Here is a 19,416-nt window from a genome sequence, read left to right as displayed (position 1 = left end):
AGGTTCACAAACAGTAAAATCGGATTCGCTAATTCTCTCCAGAACGTTGGCGTCATCCTCGTACCGCTTCATGCCCCTCATCCGGGTCGGTCCCTTTCGTTTCTTTCCCGAACAACAGAATGGCCAGCGCTCCGATCACGATCGCCGCGAAGAAGAGCAGGAAAATGGAAGTGATCGCCGATCCGCCCGCAACCAGCAATCCTACCGTATACGGACCGATGACGCCCCCGATCCGTCCGAAGGAGGCGGCAAGCCCGACGCCGGTGGACCGGACGGCGGTCGGATACAGCTCCGGCGTATAAGCGTACATCGCCCCCCACGCGCCCAGGTTGAAAAAGGAAAGGCACATGCCCGCCGCAATCAGCGCTCCCTCCGAAACGGCGTTCCCGAACCATACGGCGCTTGCCGCCGTCATCAGCAAATAGGCGACCAGTACGAATTTGCGGCCGAATTTCTCGATCAAGTAAGCGGCCGTAAAATAACCGGGAAGCTGCGCCAGCGTAATAATCAGGACGTATTGAAAGCTTTTTACGAGATTGAAGCCTTTCAGCACCATGACAGTCGGCAGCCACAAGAACATGCCGTAGTAGGAGAAAACGACGGTAAACCATAATATCCACAGCGTTACGGTCGATTTGCGGTAGGCGGGCGACCATACGGAAGCGACGCGCCAACCGAATGACAGCTTGCTGTCCTTATGCTCGATATATCTGGGCGGGTCCTGAACACCCCGTCTTAAATAGAGCGCATACAAAGCAGGCAGGGCGCCAATGACGAATGCCGTCCTCCATCCGTATGCCGGTATGACATAATAGGCGATCAAGGCCGACACGATCCAGCCCGCCGCCCAGAAGCTTTCCAGCAGCACGACCGCCCGTCCCCGATCCTCCGGGGCGACGGACTCGGATACGAGCGTGGAAGCGACCGGCAGTTCCCCGCCCAAGCCGAAGCCTGCGACGAACCGAAGCGCGCATAGAATGGCGAAGCTTGTCGCCAGGGCGGACAGGCCGCTCGCGGCCGAGAAGATCAGCAGCGTCCAGATCAGTACGGCCCGACGTCCGTACCGGTCGGCGAGAGAGCCGGCCGCCGCCGCTCCTGCTGCCATCCCTATGGAGTTGATGGCCGTCAGCAAGCCGATCTGCTGCGGTCCGAGCTTCCAATCGACCGCCAACGCGGCGACGATAAACGAGATCATCCCGACGTCCATGGCGTCGAACAGCCAGCTGATTCCGGTGCTCACCAGCAATTTCCTTTGTTTCGGTTCATGAAGCAGCGCTGATTTATTCATCGGACCGTAACATCTCCATTTATAAGTTGGGGTTATATGTATCTACTATTTGCAAAAAATATCCTTTTTATGTGAAAACGCGCATCGTTCCAATCGGTCTGGCGTAATCGGTTCGTCATCGAAATATCAGTTCACACGTAAAGGGAGGATATGGTACGATTGTCATAGAAATGCCATTATCAGGAATCGGGGTGAGCAGGATGATGCTGCGAGTAGTGATCAAAATGTTAGCCGAGACCGAACGGGTCGCCCTGATCAACCCTCCCGCCTTTCTGTTGGTCGGTCAGCTGTTCCGCTTCTGGCTCTGGCTGCTTGTCATCGTCCTGCTGTCTTTCGGATTACTGATCCTTGTCTCGTTCCCGCTTTTTATTTGTTTTCTTTATTATTACTTTATATTTTCCCGGAGATGGAGCGCCCACGGATATTCCATGAAGCTGCAGCATGGCTCCACCATAACGGTATGGGTCATATCGGTGCTGTGCGCGGAGCCGCTTCGCGCTCTCATAGCCGGTTTGATCGCATAATCGCACAGAAAGGGGGAGGTCGCTTGTCATCCGAACCGAGCTTAAGCTTACTTTACCCGCCCGGGACCCCGCGCGAATCATCCGGTACGGTAGCGGCGGATCCGTCCGTCATTTCAGCCCTTGCCGCGGAATCGCTATTCGGCACGATGCGCAATGCGGGCCGGTTCAAGCCGAATCAGAAAAGTCCGATCGTTTTTTTAACCGACAATCTCGATGTCATTGCTTACAGGCTCGACGTCTTGGAGGACTTGCTGAATAACGAGCCGTTGATCAAATTGCTCCGCACGCTGCTGCCGGACCTGGAGGACATGAAGGAGCTGCAGCAAATGGACCATGCGCCGGCGGACGATACGGCGTCGTTGTTGACGGGCATATCCGAGATCGAATTGTATATCGGTCTCGTGGACCGGCTGTACGAATTTTTCCGGAAAGAGAGTTTGTCGCTGCAGTCGACCGGCTTTCGAGAGCTTGTATCGGAGCTGAAGCGGATTCACGAGAGCGAATCGTATCGCATTCTGAAAACGGAATACGGCAAAATATCCACAAGCATCCGAAGCATCAAGAGCATTACGGTCGGGGTGAATCTGGACGAACAGTTCAGGCCGCACGAGGCCGGCGTCGTCGCCGTTCATACCGCGAAATTTCAATCCGGCAAAATTATCGACAAGCTGCTGAGGATGAATTTCAGCGACGACGGTTACAACTGTTTGGCGCCTCTTGAGGTAGTCGGCAAAGGGTTGACTCACGAGCAGACCAATGGCTTTCGGGCTGCCGTCAACCATTCGCTGAATTCGGTTTTCCGGTCGTCGATCCGAAGCTGGCGTCCGGTCGTCCGGGCTTATACGATTGCCGAGTCCCGGTTTTTGGTGAGGCTTGCGGACGAGATCCGGTTTCTTCTCGGCGGGGCGACGCTGATCCAGAAGCTTAGGGATGCCGGGGTCCCCGTATGCAAGCCGCAAGTCGAGCATAAAGAACGCAAGGCGTTCGAGATCAACGGCCTCTACAACCCCGCAATCGTACTGGACCAGCAGAAGTCTTCGGACGAAAGATCCCCCAACCGCATCGTGCTGAATCCGCTGAAATTCGACGAGAACGGAATGATCTACATTTTGACCGGGCCGAACCAGGGCGGCAAAACGGTGTTCGTGCAAGCGGTCGGGATTGCTCAGCTGATGTTCCAACTAGGCTTGTTCGTCCCGGCGTTCTCCGCCGTCATGAGCCCGGTCGACCAGCTATTCGTTCATTTTCCGGATGAAAGCGACCGCAAGTCGACCGGAAGGTTCGGCGATGAATGCCAACGGCTCATGCATATTTGCAACAAGCTGACCGAGCACAGCCTGCTGCTGATGGATGAAACGTTCTCCGGCACGAGCGCATCGGAGGCAACCTATATTGCCGAGCAGGTGCTTCTGGGGCTGTCCACGGCGGGCTGCCGCGTCCTGTTCTCGACGCATTTGCACGACCTGGCGAGAAGCATCGACGAGCTGAATAAACGTGCCGATACGGATACGGGACGGATCGACAGCTTGACGGCCGAATTGGAGACGGAGCAGTCGGATACAGGCAGAAGGAGCTACAAAATAAGCCGTTCCCGCCCGGCAGGCTACAGCTATGCCCGGGACATAGCCGAGAAGTACGGATTGACATACGAGAGCCTGATGGTTTCCCTGCATAAACGGAACCGTAACGAGTCCGAAGCGCAGTAACCTCAATAGGAATATGAACAGGACATAAAGCAAAAAGACCGTTGAGCGAGCTCAACGGTCTTTTTGCCGCTTTGATCCGGCATTTTCATGACTGCGTTTCTCAATCGGCTTTCTAATGGTTTAAATCCTTCCATATAAAGACGATTTAAAGACAATGACATTTCCTGAATATAATATATAATATTTTATATAAAATTATTAGTAATTATATATAATTAAAAAGAAATGAGGTCGTCCCATGCGAAAGCTGAAAAGAGCCGTCCATCTCGACTTTCACACGATGCCGAACGTCACCGATTTTGGCGAACATTTCGATGCGAAGCGGTTTGCCCGTATGTTGAAGGACGCCAAAGTCGATTTCGTCAACGTATTCGCGAAATGCAACCTGGGCTTCGCTTATTACCCGACCGAGATCGGTATTCCGTATCCGCACATGAAGGGCGACATGCTCGGGGAAATCGTCGGGGAATGCCATAAGGAAGGCATTGGCGTCGCCGCTTATTTCAACGTAGGTATCGATCATGAGATGGCCAGAAGGCGCCGGGACTGGACGGTCGTCAATAAGGAAGGACAAGTGATAGGGGGCGACCGCACCGGCAACTTTTTCCGCCTCATGTGCTTGAATTCGGGCTACAAGGACTATTTGCTCGGGATGATCCGGGAAGTGGTGGAGCGGTATCCGATAGACGGCGTCTTTCTCGATTGTCTCGTAACGAATCCATGCTACGGGAACGAATGCCAGGAGGAGCTGCAGGCTTGCGGCAAAGACCCGTTGGACGACCATGCGGTTGAGGCGCTGACGAGACAAAAGGTTATCGATTTGTGCTGGGACGTCAAAAAAATTACCGGAGACGACATCCTGCTTCTGCCGAACGGACTGGGCCATATTCATTGCGACGGACTGGGCTCGCATATCGAGATCGAATGCCTGCCCGGGGCGTGGGGCTATGATTACTTCGCCGCTCAAGCCGCCTACTCGCGCACGCTCGGCAAGCAGGTGCTGTATATGACGGGAAGGTTTCATGCGAGCTGGGGAGATTTCGGAGGGCTGAAGAGCAAAGCTTCCCTGGAGTACGATTGCTGGGATGCGATCAGCAATGCGGTTGCGACCTCGGTCGGCGATCATATGCATCCGCGCGACGGGCTCGATCCGGCTGTCTATAGGCTTATCGGCGAGGTGTACGCGGACATCGAGCGGTATGAGCCATGGACCGACGACGCTCGGGCCGCGGCCGAAGTCGCGGTCGTGCTTCCGGCCGGAAGCGACCTTGGCGCCAACAATCCGAGGTTTCCGAAAGGGCAAAAGGTGCTGTATGCGGCGGCCAGGATGCTCGGCGAATTGAAGTATGCCTTCGATATCGTCGAGGAGCGGAGCGATTTCTCGTCGTACCGGGTTATCATTTTACCGGATGAAGTTACGATAACGCCTCTGCTGAAGGAGAAGCTGGAAAAACACCTCGCCGCGGGCGGCGGTATTATCAGCACCGGCATCTCCGGACTGGACGCCGGGCGGACGAAGTTTGCGCTCGACGACTGGAATATGGAATACGCAGGTACCGACACGCGCAATGCCTCTTACTTCAAAATGCTGGAAAGCTCCACGCGGTTCGATCCTGATTTTACTTACGCCGTATACAAGCAGGGGATTGTACTGAAAGAAAAACCGGGCGCCGTCGCCGTCGCCGCCGACTATGACGCGTATTCGAACAAGCATTGGGACGGCTTCCACGGCTACTTCTACACGCCGCCCGCCCGTGCCTCCGGCGCTCCGGCCGTCTTGCGCTCCGGCCGGATCGTGCAAATCGGTTTCCGGCTGTTTCTGGGCTATGGCGAGAATGCGTTTCCGGAATATAAATATTTGCTGCAGCATTGCCTCGAGCAGCTTTTGCCGACGCCTCTCATCCGGTGCGAGGCAATCCCGTCGACAGCAAGGGTTACCGTTACTCATAAAGACAAGATGGACATCGTGCACGTAAAGACGACCTATCCGGAGCTGCGAGGCAAATACAATGTTATCGAGGAGCATAATGTCGTGCACGGCGGCGTCGTCAGCATTCGCGGAGAGCAAGTGCGCAGCGTCTATGCTGCTCCCGATCGAAGACCGGTTCACTACGACATTGTCGACGGATATACACGCATCCGGCTGCCGGAAATTCCGGGCTACCTGATGGTAGTCGTCGAACGCTAGCCTATAAAACGAAGAAGCGGACTCTCCATTCGGGAGGTCCGCTTTTGTTCGTTTAAGACTCCGATTTGCCGCCCAGCAAATGCTGCATTTTGCCGAGCAGTCTCGTCCAATCGACGGGCTTCGTGTCAAAGTCGTCGCAGCCCGCCTTCAAGGCGCGCTCCCGGTCGCCGGACATCGCATGGGCCGTCAGCGCGATGACCGGGATATGCCCGGTCGAGGGCGATCGCTTGATTTGCCGCGTCGCTTCCCAGCCGTCAATCTCGGGCAGACTCATATCCATCAGGATGAGATCGGGAAGCTCGCGCGACGCCATCTCGATACCTTGCCGGCCATCGATCGCCTCCATCACCTCATAGCCTTTGCGCAGGAGACGGCGGCTCAACATGTCGCGATTCATTTCGTTATCTTCTACCAGCAATATTTTGTGCATAGGAATTACCTCGTTCGTTTACTTGCAGGAGCAGCCCGATATCAACGAACTAATTTCCTGCAGCAGTTCCTGTTTGCTGAACGCGCCCTTCTGGATAATTTTCGATACATATCCGTTCAGGCGCAGCCGGTCTTCCTCGGTAATATGCTTGGCCGTCACGACGATGACGGGGATCGAGGACCATTTCTCGTGCTTGCGCAGCCGGGTGACGAACTCGAAGCCGTCCATCTCCGGCATCATCAGGTCGAGCAGGATGAGCTTGGGGGCGGAGATTTCCAGTCTCTCCAGAGCGATGCGACCGTTTCCCGCGCTGCCGGCCGTGTACCCTTCCCGCTCCAACAGCTTCGTCATCATCTCGCCGGTCGTTTCGTCGTCTTCGATGACGAGAATGGACCCGGCTTCCGGATCCGGCATATATTTGGACAACACCGGAACAAGCCTTTCGCGCTGAATCGGTTTCGTCAAAAATTCCGAGGCTCCGAGCGCATAACCGAGCGACTTGTCGTTCGTCATCGAAAGCATCATGACCGGAATATCCGCCAGCTCGGGATCGTTTTTGAGCGCGGTCAGCACGGACCATCCGTCCATGCCTGGCATGAGCACATCGAGCGTAATCATGTGGGGATGCCATTCCTTGGCAAGGCGCAATCCTTCCTTGCCGTTCATAGCCGTAGCGATTGACCATTTCTCTTTGCCCGCGTACCATTTCATCAGATCGATGATGGCCTGGTCGTCATCGATGACGAGCAGTTTGCAAGAGCCTCCCTCGCCGAAGGAGGAGGGGGAATGCAGCTCCCGCACGTCTTCAAGCGGATCCGTCTGCTTGGGCAGCCATACGTTGAACGTACTGCCCTCGCCGTATACGCTCTCGACCGATATTTTGCCGCCCATCATTTCGCAGAACCGCTGACTGATGGCCAAGCCGAGCCCGGTTCCTCCGTATTTGCGCGTCGTGGAGGAGTCGCCCTGCGTAAACGCCTGAAACAAGCTGTCCAGCTGCTCGGACGTCATGCCGATACCGGTATCGGCGACCGAGATCAGGAACCCTCTGCGATCGCCTTTCATTTGTCGGGATACGCTTACGCGGATCGTGCCGTTAGTCGTAAATTTACTGGCGTTGCTGAGCAGGTTGAGCAAAATTTGCCTAAGCTTCGTAACGTCGGTATTCGTGACGATATCGGGGACCGCATCGACCTCGAGCCGATTATTGTTTTTGACCAGCAGCGGATGGACGGTCGTAAGCACGTCGTGAACGACAGCGGACAAGTCGCAGCGCTCGATGAACATGTCCATCTTGCCCGCTTCGATTTTGGACAGATCGAGTATATCGTTTATGAGCGACAGCAAATGCTTGCCGGCGGTATTGATTTTCTCCAGATCGCCGGCGATCGCCGTATCGCCCGAATCCTCGGCGTCCTCGATCAGCATTTCGCTGTATCCGATAATCGCATTGAGCGGCGTACGCAGCTCGTGGCTCATATTGGCCAGAAATTGGCTCTTGAACAGGCTGGCCTCGATTGCTTCGTCGCGCGCCTTGGCCAGCTCGGCCGTCCGTTCTTTGACGAGCTCCTCCAACGAATCGTTGAACTTCTGGAGCTCCTGGTTGGCAATGAATATTTCCCGCGTCTTCTGCTCGGCGATTTTCTCCGCTTCCTTGCGGGCGCGCTTCTCGCGTTCAAGCTGCCTGCGCAGCACCTCGATATCGCTCACCGGCTATCACTTCTCTCTGGTCAATGTAAATCGTGCGGCTGTTCCTTGTCCGTCGGACAAATCTTCGCGCAGAATCGCGATATTCTCCTCATAGTGCCGGGCGCAGCCGATCAGCAGCCCTTCGGCCAAATCGGCGAAGGGGCGGGAGGAGCGATAGATCAGGATGAGCGTATCCGGTCCGGGAGTCTCGTATTCGAAGCCGGGAAGCTCCGCATCCGGATACAGCTTCCGGACTTCGACATGGATATATTTGTCTACCGACCGGAGCAGCTCGAACGCCGTTGCGGCCTCATCGATGAACTGAGGATGCATCTCGACCAATTGGCCGAACAAATATTCGCCGAACGTCCGGACGAGATCGGATACCGGTATCCCCGACTTTTCGCTGAGCTTGACGACGAGCCGGATCATTTCCCCGTGGTCGTAGGTGCCGACGGAGGTATAGCTGCCGCCCGACGGGAGATCGCTCGTTTCGATCATATGGTCGACCATATCGACGGAAAACTTCTCTTCCACCATTTCGAGAAATGTCGTGAATACCATACCTTTCATGAGCAGGTACCTACCGTTCTATAATTTTCAAAAAGGCGTCCACAATTTCCGGATCGAAGTGGGCTCCCCGCTGCTTGCGGATTTCCTCAACGGTTTCTTCTTTTGTCCACGCCTGCTTGTAAGGGCGCTGATGAGTCAAAGCATCGTAAAAATCGGCGATGGCGACGATTCTGCCGGCAAGCGGAATGTCGCTTCCCTTCAGTCCGCTCGGATATCCGCGTCCGTCCCAACGCTCGTGATGGGTAAGCGCAATCACTTTGGCTACCTGCAGCACCGGAAACAGACTGCCGTCCAGAATGCTCGCCCCGATGCCGGCGTGGGTTTTCATTTCCTCGAATTCTTCCTCGGTAAAGCGGCCCGGCTTCAACAAAATACGATCGGGAATGCCGATTTTGCCGATATCGTGAAGCGGGGAGGCGAGCCGGATCAGCTCGGCTTCGCTAGCAGGCAGCCCCAATTCCCGGGCGATCATGCCCGACAATTGGCCTACCCGCTGGGTATGCTGCTCCGTAACGTCGTCCCTGTATTCCGACGTCCGGCCGAGAAGCTCCAATATTTCGAATTTGGCCTTCTCCAGCTCGCTCGTTCTTTCTTTTACCCGGTCTTCCAGCTGCGCATTATGGTTTTGCAATTGCAAATGGAGGTAGCGCGTCTTAAGCAGATTGGTGATGCGGAGGACGACCTCCGACTTGTCGAACGGCTTCGTCAGAAAGTCGTTTGCGCCGCCGAGCAGCGCTTTTTGTTTGGCTTCGCTCGAGACGTCCGCGGTCAGCACGAGAATCGGCAAATATTGCTGCTCCGGAATTTTGCTTCTTAACAGCTTGAGTGCGGTAAAGCCGTCCATCTCGGGCATATGCAGATCCAGCAGGACGATATCGGGAGCCGATTCGTCGTATAGGGAATCGATCAACAGAGGGTCCGTCGTCGACCGCCAATTCTCAAATCCGGCCCGGATCAATATTCGCTCCAAAAGGCTCACGTTATATTCTTGGTCGTCCACGATAAGAAACTTGGCGCCGCGTATCCATGCGTCTTCCATATGAGTAAGGCTCCTTACGGTCCGGTTCCGGCTTGTATGAGGATAGAACCGGATCTTGTGTCGGTTGTTCGTGTCGTTCTATGTATGTTCGGACCCGATAAGGATATAGTTCTCCCATCCTAATCGTGATGGTCTTTAGCTAGGTTATCCTATTGGATTCCTTAGTGTCAACAACCGTCAAATAGGCATAAAGACGCGATTTATCCGCGAATCTTGGCCATGCTACGCCGCTCTCGCCCGTTGGCAGAAACCCATTTTTTTCCCTTGCGGAACGGCTTGTCGAAATAATGGGAAATAGGGTGCGGGATGTGAGGTTTTTTTCGGGGGGTGGTTTTATAATGGAAGAAGAATCACGGATACGGCATAACGTACAGATTGGGATTGCGATGAAAAATAAACGTTTTCTTGTGATGCTTTGCTGCATTTTCGCCTATTTGCTCCTGAACGGGATCGTCGCCGCCCAACTGCTATTTCCTCCCCGCGAGTTTCCCCAGGCGGTCGGTGGAAGTCTGGACGCGATTGCTTGGGATTTTCAGAACCGGGGAGCGATCCCGTTGCGCGGCGAATGGGAGTTTTACGACGGTCGGCTGCTTGGTCCCGACGATTTCCGGAACGATCCGGCTCTGGCTGCGGGACGCGAGCTCGTTCGGGTGCCCGGGAACTGGAACGGCTTCGTAGCCGGAGGTCGATCGTACGGTTACGGGGCCGGGACGTACCGATTGACCGTTCGGTTGGCGCAGCCCGAAGTATACAGCCTGCGGGCGAAAAAAATCCGCTTGTCCAGCCGCATCTATTTGAACGGGGTCGATAAGGGGGGGAGCGGGACGCCGGCGTTGACGGGATCCGGCTTCGTCGCGAGCAACTTGCCGTTTCTCGGGACGGAGAAGCTGGAGACGGGCTCCGTGGACATTATTATCCAAGTGGCGAACTTCGTGTATTCGAACGGAGGTCTCGTCCAGACGCCCGAATTCGGCTTCGCCTCGGATGTGGCGGACAACCGGGACAAATCGCGGATGATCGATATGGTCCTTATTACGGTCATGCTGACGTTCGGCTTGTATTTCGCCGGGATGTTCCGGCAATGGCGCCAAGAGCGGTATTTGATGCATTTGAGCTTGTTCTGCCTGTTCACCGGTCTGTATTTCACGATCGACAACGAGATTGTCGCGGTGATGCTGTTTCCGGCGTTTCCTTTCGAATGGCTGCAAAAAATGTTGTATTTATGGTCGATCCTCGCTTCGTTTTTTTTCAGTTTGTACGTATACCGCTGCATCGGCGAGGAGGAGCGTGCCGCGCACCGATGGCTGCGCCGTATTTTATACGTTTATATGGCGTTGATCGTGCTTGTCCCCAATTCCGTCCTATCGTACGGTTTGCTGCCGAGCATGTTCATGCAGACGGCGATTTTCCTGCAGATCGTGTACGCCCTTATAAGCAGCCGGAGCAAAGGGACGCCGGGAACGTCCTATGTCGTGCTCGGCGTGCTTTTTATGATCATCAATATCGTCGTCTGCCAGTACCGTTATTTGTTCGCCATCGAAGCTCCGGTCTATGTCGCGGTGACGCCGCTGCTGCTCGTATTCTCGCAAGCGCTCCTGATGTCTCTCAGGCTGCAGCAGGCATTTCTCGAGAAGGAACGGCTGTCCAGGCAGTTGATCGCATACGATCGGCTGAAGGACGAGTTTCTGGCCAAGACGTCTCACGAGCTCAGGACGCCACTGCACGGCATCGTCAATTTGTCGCAAACGATGCTGGATGACGTATCGACGGCGCTGGATCCGAAGCATCGCGAAAACGTATGGCTGCTGAATTCGGTCGGCCGGAGACTGGCCGGGCTCGTTCACGACATTTTGGACATGTCCCAAATCAGGCAAGGTCGGCTTCATATGAATATGACGGCAGTGGATGTACGGATGACGGTCCGTTTCGTCATGGACATGCTTCTCGTCTTTCATACGAACAAGCGGGTCGTCGTAACGTGCGAGCTCGGGGAAGACGTTCCGCTCGTGCGGGCGGATGAGAACAGGCTGCGGCAGGTGCTGCACAATTTGCTGGAAAACGCCTTGAAGTTCACCGATCGGGGAACGGTGCGCATTTTCGCCGATCGGCGCGGCGATCGGCTGGCCATTTCCGTGTCCGATACGGGCAGGGGCATACCGGCCGGGCAGCGGGAACGCATTTTTCGACCGTATGAGCAGCACGGGACGGATGATGGACCTCGAGTCGGCGGCATCGGTTTGGGACTCAGCATTACGAAGCAGCTCATCGAGCTGCAAGGGGGAGAGCTGGAGCTGAAATCCGAGGAAGGCGAAGGATCATGCTTCACGTTTACGCTGCAAATCGCCGGAGGCGGTCAAGCGGCGTCCGCCTCTACCGCTCTTCAGGCGCAGACGGATGTCGCGGGTATTTCCATGGCGATCTCTCTCGAGAGCGGGAAGCGGGGCGAAGCGACCGTACTGCTGGTGGACGACGAGCTGTCCAATTTGAAGGTGCTGATCGATATCGTATCCTCGATGAACTTTGCGTATAGAGCAGTGCACAGCGGAGAAGAAGCTCTGGCTAAGCTGAAGCATGCCCCTTTGCCGGACATCGTGCTGTTGGACGTCATGATGCCGCATATGTCGGGCATCGAAGTGTGCCGGGAAATCCGAGTCCTCCATGGCGTAGCGGAGCTGCCGGTCCTGATGCTGACCGCTTCCGGACAGATCGGCGATATGGTGGCTTCGTTTCAGGCGGGGGCGAACGATATTTTGCAGAAGCCGTTCGAGCCGGCGGAGCTGAAAGCGAGAATGCAATCGCTTCTCTATATGAAGCAATCGGTCGAACGGGCTTCGCGCAAAGAGCTGGACTATTTGCAAGCGCAAATTACGCCCCATTTCCTCTACAACAGCCTGAATGCGATCATGGGACTCAGCTATAAGGACATCGACAAGCTGAGAGAGACGCTACTTAACCTGACGACTTATTTGAGAGCCAAATTCACGTTTACGTTCGACGATCAATCGATTTTGCTCGAGCGGGAGCTCGAACTGGTGCAGGCTTATGCCGCCATCGAGCAGTTGCGCTTCGGCAGCAGACTGCGCGTATGCCTGCATGTGGATGAGACGCATACGTTCCTCCTGCCCCCGCTTACGATTCAGCCGCTCGTGGAAAATGCGATCCGGCACGGTATCGGGCCGAAGCTGGCCGGGGGGACCGTCCATGTTACGGTACGGCGGGCAAACGGTTGCATTCAAATAAGCGTGGAGGACGATGGGGCGGGAATGACCCCCGACACGTTGTCCATGCTGAAATCCGGAGCCGGCAAAGGGGTCGGTATCGGCAATGTGAACCGAAGGCTGCAAATGCTGTACGGGCGGAAGCTGGAAATCGCCAGCGAAATCGGTAAAGGAACGATCGTCAAATTTACGCTCCCGGAGGAACCGCATGATTAATGCCGTTTTGATTGACGACGAGGAGATTGCCCTCGATTTGCTCGAAATATTGCTTGCGGAAATAGGCGGCGTTACCGTCTCGGGAAAATTTCTCCATGCAGCCGACGCTTTGAACCATATGGCGGTTTCGGACGTGGATCTCGTTTTTCTGGACATCGAGATGCCGGGAATGAACGGTTTATATGCCGCTGAGAGGCTGGCGGCGATCCATCCTTCCGTGCAAATCATTTTCGTCACCGCTTATCACGAATATGCCGTCGATGCCTTCGACGTCAACGCGATGGACTACTTATTGAAGCCATTATCGAAAATGAGGCTGGTCAAAGCGCTTGAGCGATACGGGAAGCGGCAGGAGCCGCACCGGGCCGATGCCGCCGAGCATCCGGCTGCCGAGCGGAACGATTCGGCCGTGCTTGCGCCGCTGCGCCTGCGCGTTCTGGGCAGCTTGGAATTGTTCGGCGCGGGGGATAGCTTGGTGGCATGGCGCACGAAAAAAGTGAAGGAGCTGTTCGCCTATCTTTGGCATACCCACGGCGAACCGGTGCATCGCCACCGGATTTTGGCCGATCTGTGGCCGGATACCGAAGCGGTGCGGGCGCAGCAAATATTTCATACGACGATGTATCATTTGAGAAGCCTGCTGAAAAAGCTCGGTTTTCCGAACGCCATTTCGTTCGCCGACGAGAGGTATGTGATGCGGACAGACTGCGTGCATAGCGACGCCCAGACGCTGATGATGCGGTTGCGCAAGCCCGGCAACGAACCGATCGGAGATATGCTGGCTTTGTACCGGGGCGATCTGCTGGAAGCGGAGGCTTACACTTGGGCGGTTCCGCTGCGCCTGCAGCTTCGGGCCGACTATGTGCGGCTGCTCGAACGGAGCGTGCGCGCGGCGACCGACGAGGATCAGGAAGCGATTTGGAGAAAGCTGATCGCGCTCGAGCCTTACTCTGAAATGTATTACGACGAGATGCTCCATCTGCTGGCGGGGAGGGGGGACATCGCTGCGATCCGCAAGCTGTATGAAGAGCTCAAGGACCGATTGAATAAAGAATTGGGCATGCAGCCTTCCGCGCGGATCAGGAGCTTTATGGAGAAATTCGGGCAGTGAGGGCGCGCCTCGCGATTGGTTTGAGAAGCTCCCTTTCGTTTGCCTTTTCGGGATGAAGCGGCCGCGGGGGGCTTTTTTGCTGCTCGCGACCGAAATGCCATCCGGATACCGCCGGGTGCGGGAAATCGGTTCGTTAATCGATATGGCAACGTTAAAAATTTGTAAAGCGGGCTTATGATGAGTCGGGATAAGGGTCTAAAGCCGGCGACGCAAATCAATATCGATTATTTCCCGCTCGATACCGGTAATCGGTCGGGGAGTGCCCCGTGTGAGTCTTATATGCCCGCGAGAAGGCGTACAGATCCGGATAGCCGACGGACAAGGCGATCTCTCCGATCGAAAGCTCCGTATCGCGCAGCAGCTCATTCGCCCGATCCATTCTTAGCCGGAGCAAAAACTTCTGAGGCGATACGCCGATCGTCTTGGCAAAAACGTGAGAGAAATGGGTGCGGTGGACGCCGACCAATTGGGCCAGCTGCTCGATCCGGAGCGGCTCCGTGTAATGCAGGCGCAAATATCGTACCGCCCAATCTAGCCAATCTCCTTCAGCGAAATTGCCGGACTCCGCCTCCTCGGGAACATCCGCTTCCAGCAAAGCGAAGAGGTGGTGAATGAACGCATTCAGCTTCAATTTACCGACCGGCTTGCCTCCGATGAACGATTCCGTCTGCTCGAGCGCCTTTCCGACAGGGCGGCTAATCCCATTATGCCGATAAGGCCGTTGCCGCGTAATGCCGGCCATTTCCAGCATGGCCTCCGTCTGGGGGCCGCTCATCGTCAGCCAGACCATTTCCAGCGGCGGCTTGCCGGAGGCGGTGCGGTACTTGCACGAAATATGCGGATACAAGCAAAATATATCGCCTTTTTGCAGAGATACTGGGTTTCCGTTATATTCCAAGAGGGCGGACCCGTTGATAATAAAATGAAGGCCGAAGCATTCGATTTGTTTCGGTCCGACCTCGTAATTCGGCTTCGCTATATTTTTGCCGGCCCTTACGAGCCAGACGCCCCCGGATTTTTCGAACCCGGAAGGAACGTTGAACCAGTAATCCGCGTATTCGGTGGCATACTCCCGCATATCCGTTCGACTCTCCCGACCCTACATTTTGATAAATACATTATGGTATTTCCTTCAGGTCGGATGCAAGCTACATTGGAGTTATGACTGGCGGATATGGACATACAATGTCGGGAGGAGCTGACTGTAGTTGAAACGACCTAACATTTTGCTCATTACGAGCGATCAGCAGCATTGGAATACGCTGGGGGCGGGCAATCCCGAGCTGAAGACGCCGAATCTGGATCGGCTGGCCGACGAAGGAACGACCTTCACGCGGGCTTACTGTCCGAATCCGACCTGTACGCCGACTCGCGCATCGATTATAACGGGGATGTACCCGAGCCAGCATGGCGCCTGGACGCTCGGAACGAAATTGCTGGAGGACCGGCATACCGTCGGCGAAGATTTCCGCGCAGGCGGCTACAAAACCGCTCTCGTAGGCAAGGCGCATTTTCAACCGACCCGGGCGACGGAAACCTATTCATCGCTGGAATCGATCGGTATTTTGCAGGATTTGGAGTATTGGCGGAAGTTTAACGGACCGTTCTACGGCTTCGATCACGTGGAGCTGGCTCGGAACCATACGAACGAATTTCTCGTAGGACAGCATTACGCGATCTGGATGGAGGAGAAGGGCTGCTCGAACTGGAGAGAGTACTTCTTGCCGCCTACGGGCACGATGAAGCCGACGCTTCACAAATGGGCCATTCCGGAGAAGTATCACTACAATACGTGGATCGCGGAACGTTCCAACACCTTGTTGGAGCAGTATAAGCGGAGCGACGAGCCGTTTTTCCTCTGGTCCAGCTTCTTCGATCCGCATCCCGACTATCTTGTGCCGGAGCCGTGGGATACGATGTACGATCCCGACAGTCTGACGATTCCGTCCGTTACGCCGGGCGAGCATGACCGCAATCCTCCCCACTTCGGGCTGACGCAGCTGGAGAAGCCGGACTTTACTCATCTGAAGGAAAGTGGCTTCGGGACTCACGGCTACCGGTCGCATCTGCTGCCTGAGGACGAGCGGAAGAAGCTTGTCGCGACGTACTATGCGATGGTCAGCCTGATGGACAAGTATATCGGCAGCATACTCGATAAGCTCGAGGAGCTCGGCTTGGCGGATAATACGGTCGTCGTATTTACGACCGACCACGGACATTTCTACGGGCAGCACGGGCTGCAATACAAGGGCGGATTCCACTACGAGGATTTGATCAAGCTGCCCTTTATCGTCCGCTATCCGGGATATGTCCCGGCCGGGAGACGATCGGGTGCGATTCAATCGCTTGTCGATTTGGCCCCGACCTTCTTGAGCCTTGCCGGCATCGAGGTGCCTTGCGCCATGACGGGTGTCGACCAGAGTGCGGTTTGGCAAGGTGCCGAAGAGCGGGCGCGCGATCACGCCCTATGCGAATTCCGTCACGAGCCGACGACGATACACCAGAAAACGTATGTAGGCGAGCGATACAAAATTACCGTATACTACAACCAGACATACGGCGAGCTGTTCGATCTCCGGCAGGATCCCGGGGAAATCCGCAATTTGTGGAACGAATCGGATTACGCTTCGTTGAAATCGGAGCTGCTGCTGAAATATATATGGGCCGAGCTCGGCAAAGAATCGATGCCGATGCCGCGCATCTCCCATGCCTGACGAGCTTTGTGAACAAAAGCGGCCCCGTTTTCCCGGGTAAAGGGAGAACGGGGCTTTTTGCAATCGGGACTTTATTGCGACAGTGTCCGGAAATCGTCGACCCGGTGAAAGGTCAAATAGTTGGCGTTATGGAAATTGTGAGCGCCGTTGATAGCCGTTCTGGAAGCTACATAAATGTCGTCGCCGCTGAAAATCCAATCGACGTATTGGAAGCCGACCTTCTTGGAATCTTCCGGCCACCCATTGTCGTCATAGTTGAGAATGTCCTTGACGATATGCCAATTTTCCAAATCGTCCGAATTGACGAGAGTCAAAATGTTTCGTTGTCCGTTGTTCGGCCCCTTGACCCGGTTGACGAGCGACCAGTATTTGGCCGAGACCGGATCGTGATACACGGTAAACTTGGACAAATTGCCGTAGAAGTCGATGACCTTATGAAATACGAGAGGCTCGGCCGGCCGGTCCGTGTCGGCTGCAAGCATAATGGCCCGCCCGAAGCTCGGCGTACAACCGTTCGTCTGGTAGCGGAGCAAGTTGACGAGCGTCCCGTCAGGCTTGACTACCGCGTTTCCTTCGAGCAGCCCCGCTTTGTTGTCGCCTACGACCGCTCCAGGCCAATTCGGGTCGTAAGGGAGGAACGGCATGATCGTCCAGCTCGCCGAATCCAACAGGTCGGCATCGGCCGGTACGGATACGAGACCGGAGGCATGGGAGCCCGTCGACCAAGACCCGTAGTCGATGCCGGTCCACAGCCTACCCTTGTACTCGATAACCGGCATAGGCGCCTTGTGAGGACCGCCTTTCTCGCGGCTGCCGGCTTCGATCAGGACGGACGGCTCGCTCCATGTTTCGCCTCCGTCGTCCGAACGGCCGATCAGAAGGGCGCCGTACTCGGTGCCGGTCGCGATCATATACAGCCGGTCGCGGTGCAAGAACAGCTTGCCCCAGAAGCACGGATACAGGAACGTCACGTATTCCCACGTAACTCCTTCGTCGCGCGAGCGAAGCACGACGCTCGTATTTTGCCCGGCCAAGCCCCAGTAAATGTCGTGGGAGGCAAGCAAATTCCCGTCGGGAAGACGGACGATCGACGGACTTGCGGGCGAACGGCCGGAGAAGCCGAACGTATAGTCTTCGGGATGGATATAATTGATAACCGTCCCCGGTACGGAACCGGGACGAAACAATCGGGTCGGGCTGACCGACGGCTCCGTGCCAGATTGCGGGTCGCGACCTTCCACGAATACCTCGTAATCCGCGCCGTTAACGAGACCGGATATCGTCGTGCTCCCGAAGGAAGCGCTTAACGACACTCGCTGTGCCGAATCCGGCTCATTGCGCAGCCTGTATTCGAGTACGTACGTCGATGTCTTCGCCTGTGCGTCGTCGAAGTCTTTCCAATCGATCGTCAAGCTTCCGTCGCCGGGAGCGAGGCGGATGACATGCAGCGAGCCGTAATCGCTGCCCTCGTTTGCCACCGTATACAATTGTCGGGGGTCGTTCTGATTCCATGCCGTTCGAATCGCTTGTTCCAAAAGTAACATACTCCCTTCCAAATTCCGTTATTTGTTCCTCAATAAAGAACGTTGTTCAGAATATCTAATCCCAGAATAAGGGATGGTTGAACAGGAAGCAATACTTTTTTTTGCGGAACGACCGGAAATGCGTTAAGATACTAGAAGGGAAGTCAGAACGGAGTATCCGTATAAGGAACGGCGTTTCCCGGTTTCCAAACTATGGCGAAGAGGTTGGTATGATGGCCGAAGAAATCAAAGTAAAATCTTTATATAAAGCGCTGCGCATTATGGATTGCTTTACCGTCCAAAGTCCGGAGCTCGGAATTACCGAGATCAGCGAGCATCTCGGGCTCTATAAGAGCAACGTGCATAACATCGTCGATACGTTCGTGAAGGCGGGGTACCTGGAGCAAAATCCGGAGAACGAGAAGTACCGGCTCGGGATCAAAATATTGGAGCTCGGGAACGTCATCTCGAGCAATATGAACATACGCAGAACGATGCTGCCGTATATGCAGGAGCTTGCGGATTATTCGAACGAGACCGTATATCTTGGCATGCCTAGCGAAAGCGAAGTCATCTATCTCGATTCCTCCTCTCCGAAAAATCAACTCTCGACGAGATCGATGCTCGGCGTCAAAGCGCCGTTGTATTGTACCGGCATCGGCAAAGCGATGATGGCCTTTATGCCCGCCGAGACGGCCGGTGCGGTATGCGCCAAAGGATTGAAGAAATATACCGACCAGACGATTGCGGAGCCGGAGGCGCTGCTTGCGGAGCTGGCGGCTATCCGCTCCCGGGGCTATTCGATCGACAATATGGAGCACGAATACGGAATCAAGTGCGTCGGCATGCCGATTCTGAACCAAAAGAAGCAGGTTGTAGCAGGCATTAGCGTATCGGGTCCGTCGTTGCGGTTCGATGAAGACAAGATCCGGGACTATGCCTTGAAGCTTACGGGAATCGTCCAGTCGATCGAAGGAAAAGTATAACCCGGCGGCCTGCCGTATCGGGAGTTAAACATTAAAAAAGTGTTGTAATCGTTTGAACGATGTAATAAAATAAATGTGATAGATATGGAACAATGTTCTCCAACCAAGAACATATGTTGCATATTTTTTTGGTAGATTACTAGAACGTTGTTCTGTAATTAAGAACTCGCGCGATGCGCAGAACACGCAATCATGATCGGGAAACGGGGAA

The 19,416-nt window shown here is 55.2% G+C and carries 14 protein-coding genes; 7 read left to right on the top strand and 7 right to left on the bottom strand.

Annotated elements, in window-relative coordinates; translation table 11 throughout:
* Positions 1 to 52 precede the first annotated feature (52 nt).
* A complete protein-coding gene (locus tag FE784_RS02330) occupies positions 53 to 1,288 on the bottom strand; it encodes an MFS transporter (RefSeq protein WP_139600502.1) in 1,236 nt (411 codons plus the stop codon).
* 200 nt (positions 1,289 to 1,488) lie between these two features.
* On the opposite strand from FE784_RS02330, the gene FE784_RS40640 reads away from it, so the two are divergent.
* From FE784_RS40640 to FE784_RS02320, 3 genes are all read left to right on the top strand, one after another.
* Complete coding sequence (locus tag FE784_RS40640; protein WP_176705906.1) at positions 1,489 to 1,812, top strand: hypothetical protein; 324 nt, start codon at positions 1,489 to 1,491, stop codon at positions 1,810 to 1,812.
* A 23-nt stretch (positions 1,813 to 1,835) separates the two neighbouring features.
* The gene (locus FE784_RS02325; protein WP_176705905.1) at positions 1,836 to 3,518 is read left to right on the top strand and encodes a MutS-related protein; all 1,683 of its coding nucleotides are present in this window, start codon (positions 1,836 to 1,838) and stop codon (positions 3,516 to 3,518) included.
* Between the two features lie 238 nt (positions 3,519 to 3,756).
* Entirely contained in the window at positions 3,757 to 5,706 is a 1,950-nt protein-coding gene (locus FE784_RS02320; protein ID WP_139600500.1) for an alpha-amylase family protein, read from the top strand.
* Between the two features lie 52 nt (positions 5,707 to 5,758).
* Here the strand turns inward: FE784_RS02320 and FE784_RS02315 are convergent, their stop codons facing one another.
* The 4 genes from FE784_RS02315 to FE784_RS02300 are packed head-to-tail and all read right to left on the bottom strand — an operon-like array spanning position 5,759 to position 9,437.
* The gene (locus FE784_RS02315) at positions 5,759 to 6,136 is read right to left on the bottom strand and encodes a response regulator (protein ID WP_139600499.1); all 378 of its coding nucleotides are present in this window, start codon (positions 6,134 to 6,136) and stop codon (positions 5,759 to 5,761) included.
* 18 nt (positions 6,137 to 6,154) lie between these two features.
* Positions 6,155 to 7,846, bottom strand: coding sequence for a hybrid sensor histidine kinase/response regulator (locus FE784_RS02310; protein ID WP_139600498.1), 1,692 nt, complete (start codon positions 7,844 to 7,846; stop codon positions 6,155 to 6,157).
* Positions 7,847 to 7,852: 6 nt separating this feature from the next.
* On the bottom strand, positions 7,853 to 8,398 hold the full coding sequence (locus FE784_RS02305) for a heme NO-binding domain-containing protein (RefSeq protein ID WP_139600497.1): 546 nt from the start codon (positions 8,396 to 8,398) through the stop codon (positions 7,853 to 7,855).
* A 10-nt stretch (positions 8,399 to 8,408) separates the two neighbouring features.
* Entirely contained in the window at positions 8,409 to 9,437 is a 1,029-nt protein-coding gene (locus tag FE784_RS02300) for an HD domain-containing phosphohydrolase (RefSeq protein WP_139600496.1), read from the bottom strand.
* A 338-nt stretch (positions 9,438 to 9,775) separates the two neighbouring features.
* Here FE784_RS02300 and FE784_RS02295 point away from each other — a divergent pair, with 338 nt between their 5' ends.
* Positions 9,776 to 12,871, top strand: coding sequence for an ATP-binding protein (locus FE784_RS02295; RefSeq protein ID WP_176705904.1), 3,096 nt, complete (start codon positions 9,776 to 9,778; stop codon positions 12,869 to 12,871).
* Positions 12,864 to 13,982, top strand: a complete 1,119-nt coding sequence (locus FE784_RS02290; protein ID WP_139600494.1) for a response regulator — start codon at positions 12,864 to 12,866, stop codon at positions 13,980 to 13,982. The genes FE784_RS02295 and FE784_RS02290 overlap by 8 nt, the downstream gene beginning before the upstream one ends.
* Positions 13,983 to 14,196: 214 nt before the next feature.
* Here FE784_RS02290 and FE784_RS02285 read toward each other — a convergent pair whose 3' ends face one another.
* Positions 14,197 to 15,060, bottom strand: a complete 864-nt coding sequence (locus FE784_RS02285) for an AraC family transcriptional regulator (protein ID WP_139600493.1) — start codon at positions 15,058 to 15,060, stop codon at positions 14,197 to 14,199.
* 130 nt (positions 15,061 to 15,190) lie between these two features.
* On the opposite strand from FE784_RS02285, the gene FE784_RS02280 reads away from it, so the two are divergent.
* On the top strand, positions 15,191 to 16,696 hold the full coding sequence (locus tag FE784_RS02280; protein WP_139600492.1) for a sulfatase family protein: 1,506 nt from the start codon (positions 15,191 to 15,193) through the stop codon (positions 16,694 to 16,696).
* A 71-nt stretch (positions 16,697 to 16,767) separates the two neighbouring features.
* On the opposite strand, the gene FE784_RS02275 is transcribed toward FE784_RS02280, so the two are convergent.
* Entirely contained in the window at positions 16,768 to 18,231 is a 1,464-nt protein-coding gene (locus FE784_RS02275; RefSeq protein ID WP_139600491.1) for a hypothetical protein, read from the bottom strand.
* Positions 18,232 to 18,452: 221 nt separating this feature from the next.
* On the opposite strand from FE784_RS02275, the gene FE784_RS02270 reads away from it, so the two are divergent.
* Positions 18,453 to 19,205 (top strand): IclR family transcriptional regulator, encoded by a 753-nt coding sequence (locus FE784_RS02270; RefSeq protein WP_139600588.1) that lies wholly within the window; start codon positions 18,453 to 18,455, stop codon positions 19,203 to 19,205.
* Positions 19,206 to 19,416 lie beyond the last annotated feature (211 nt).

The organism is Paenibacillus hemerocallicola (genome assembly GCF_006265175.1).
Taxonomy (GTDB): domain Bacteria; phylum Bacillota; class Bacilli; order Paenibacillales; family NBRC-103111; genus Paenibacillus_AB; species Paenibacillus_AB hemerocallicola.
Note: the sequence above shows the minus strand (reverse complement) of the source record. Positions and strands in the feature narration are given on the sequence as shown.

Excerpts from the sequence above, each read along its gene's own strand:
- FE784_RS02290 (WP_139600494.1), top strand. The coding sequence starts at position 12,864 with ATGATTAATGCCGTTTTGATTGACGACGAGGAGATTGCCCTCGATTTG.
- FE784_RS02295 (WP_176705904.1), top strand. The coding sequence starts at position 9,776 with ATGGAAGAAGAATCACGGATACGGCATAACGTACAGATTGGGATTGCG.
- FE784_RS02305 (WP_139600497.1), bottom strand. The coding sequence starts at position 8,398 with ATGAAAGGTATGGTATTCACGACATTTCTCGAAATGGTGGAAGAGAAG.
- FE784_RS02300 (WP_139600496.1), bottom strand. The coding sequence starts at position 9,437 with ATGGAAGACGCATGGATACGCGGCGCCAAGTTTCTTATCGTGGACGAC.
- FE784_RS02285 (WP_139600493.1), bottom strand. The coding sequence starts at position 15,060 with ATGCGGGAGTATGCCACCGAATACGCGGATTACTGGTTCAACGTTCCT.
- FE784_RS02330 (WP_139600502.1), bottom strand. The coding sequence starts at position 1,288 with ATGAATAAATCAGCGCTGCTTCATGAACCGAAACAAAGGAAATTGCTG.
- FE784_RS02320 (WP_139600500.1), top strand. The coding sequence starts at position 3,757 with ATGCGAAAGCTGAAAAGAGCCGTCCATCTCGACTTTCACACGATGCCG.
- FE784_RS40640 (WP_176705906.1), top strand. The coding sequence starts at position 1,489 with ATGATGCTGCGAGTAGTGATCAAAATGTTAGCCGAGACCGAACGGGTC.
- FE784_RS02270 (WP_139600588.1), top strand. The coding sequence starts at position 18,453 with ATGGCCGAAGAAATCAAAGTAAAATCTTTATATAAAGCGCTGCGCATT.
- FE784_RS02315 (WP_139600499.1), bottom strand. The coding sequence starts at position 6,136 with ATGCACAAAATATTGCTGGTAGAAGATAACGAAATGAATCGCGACATG.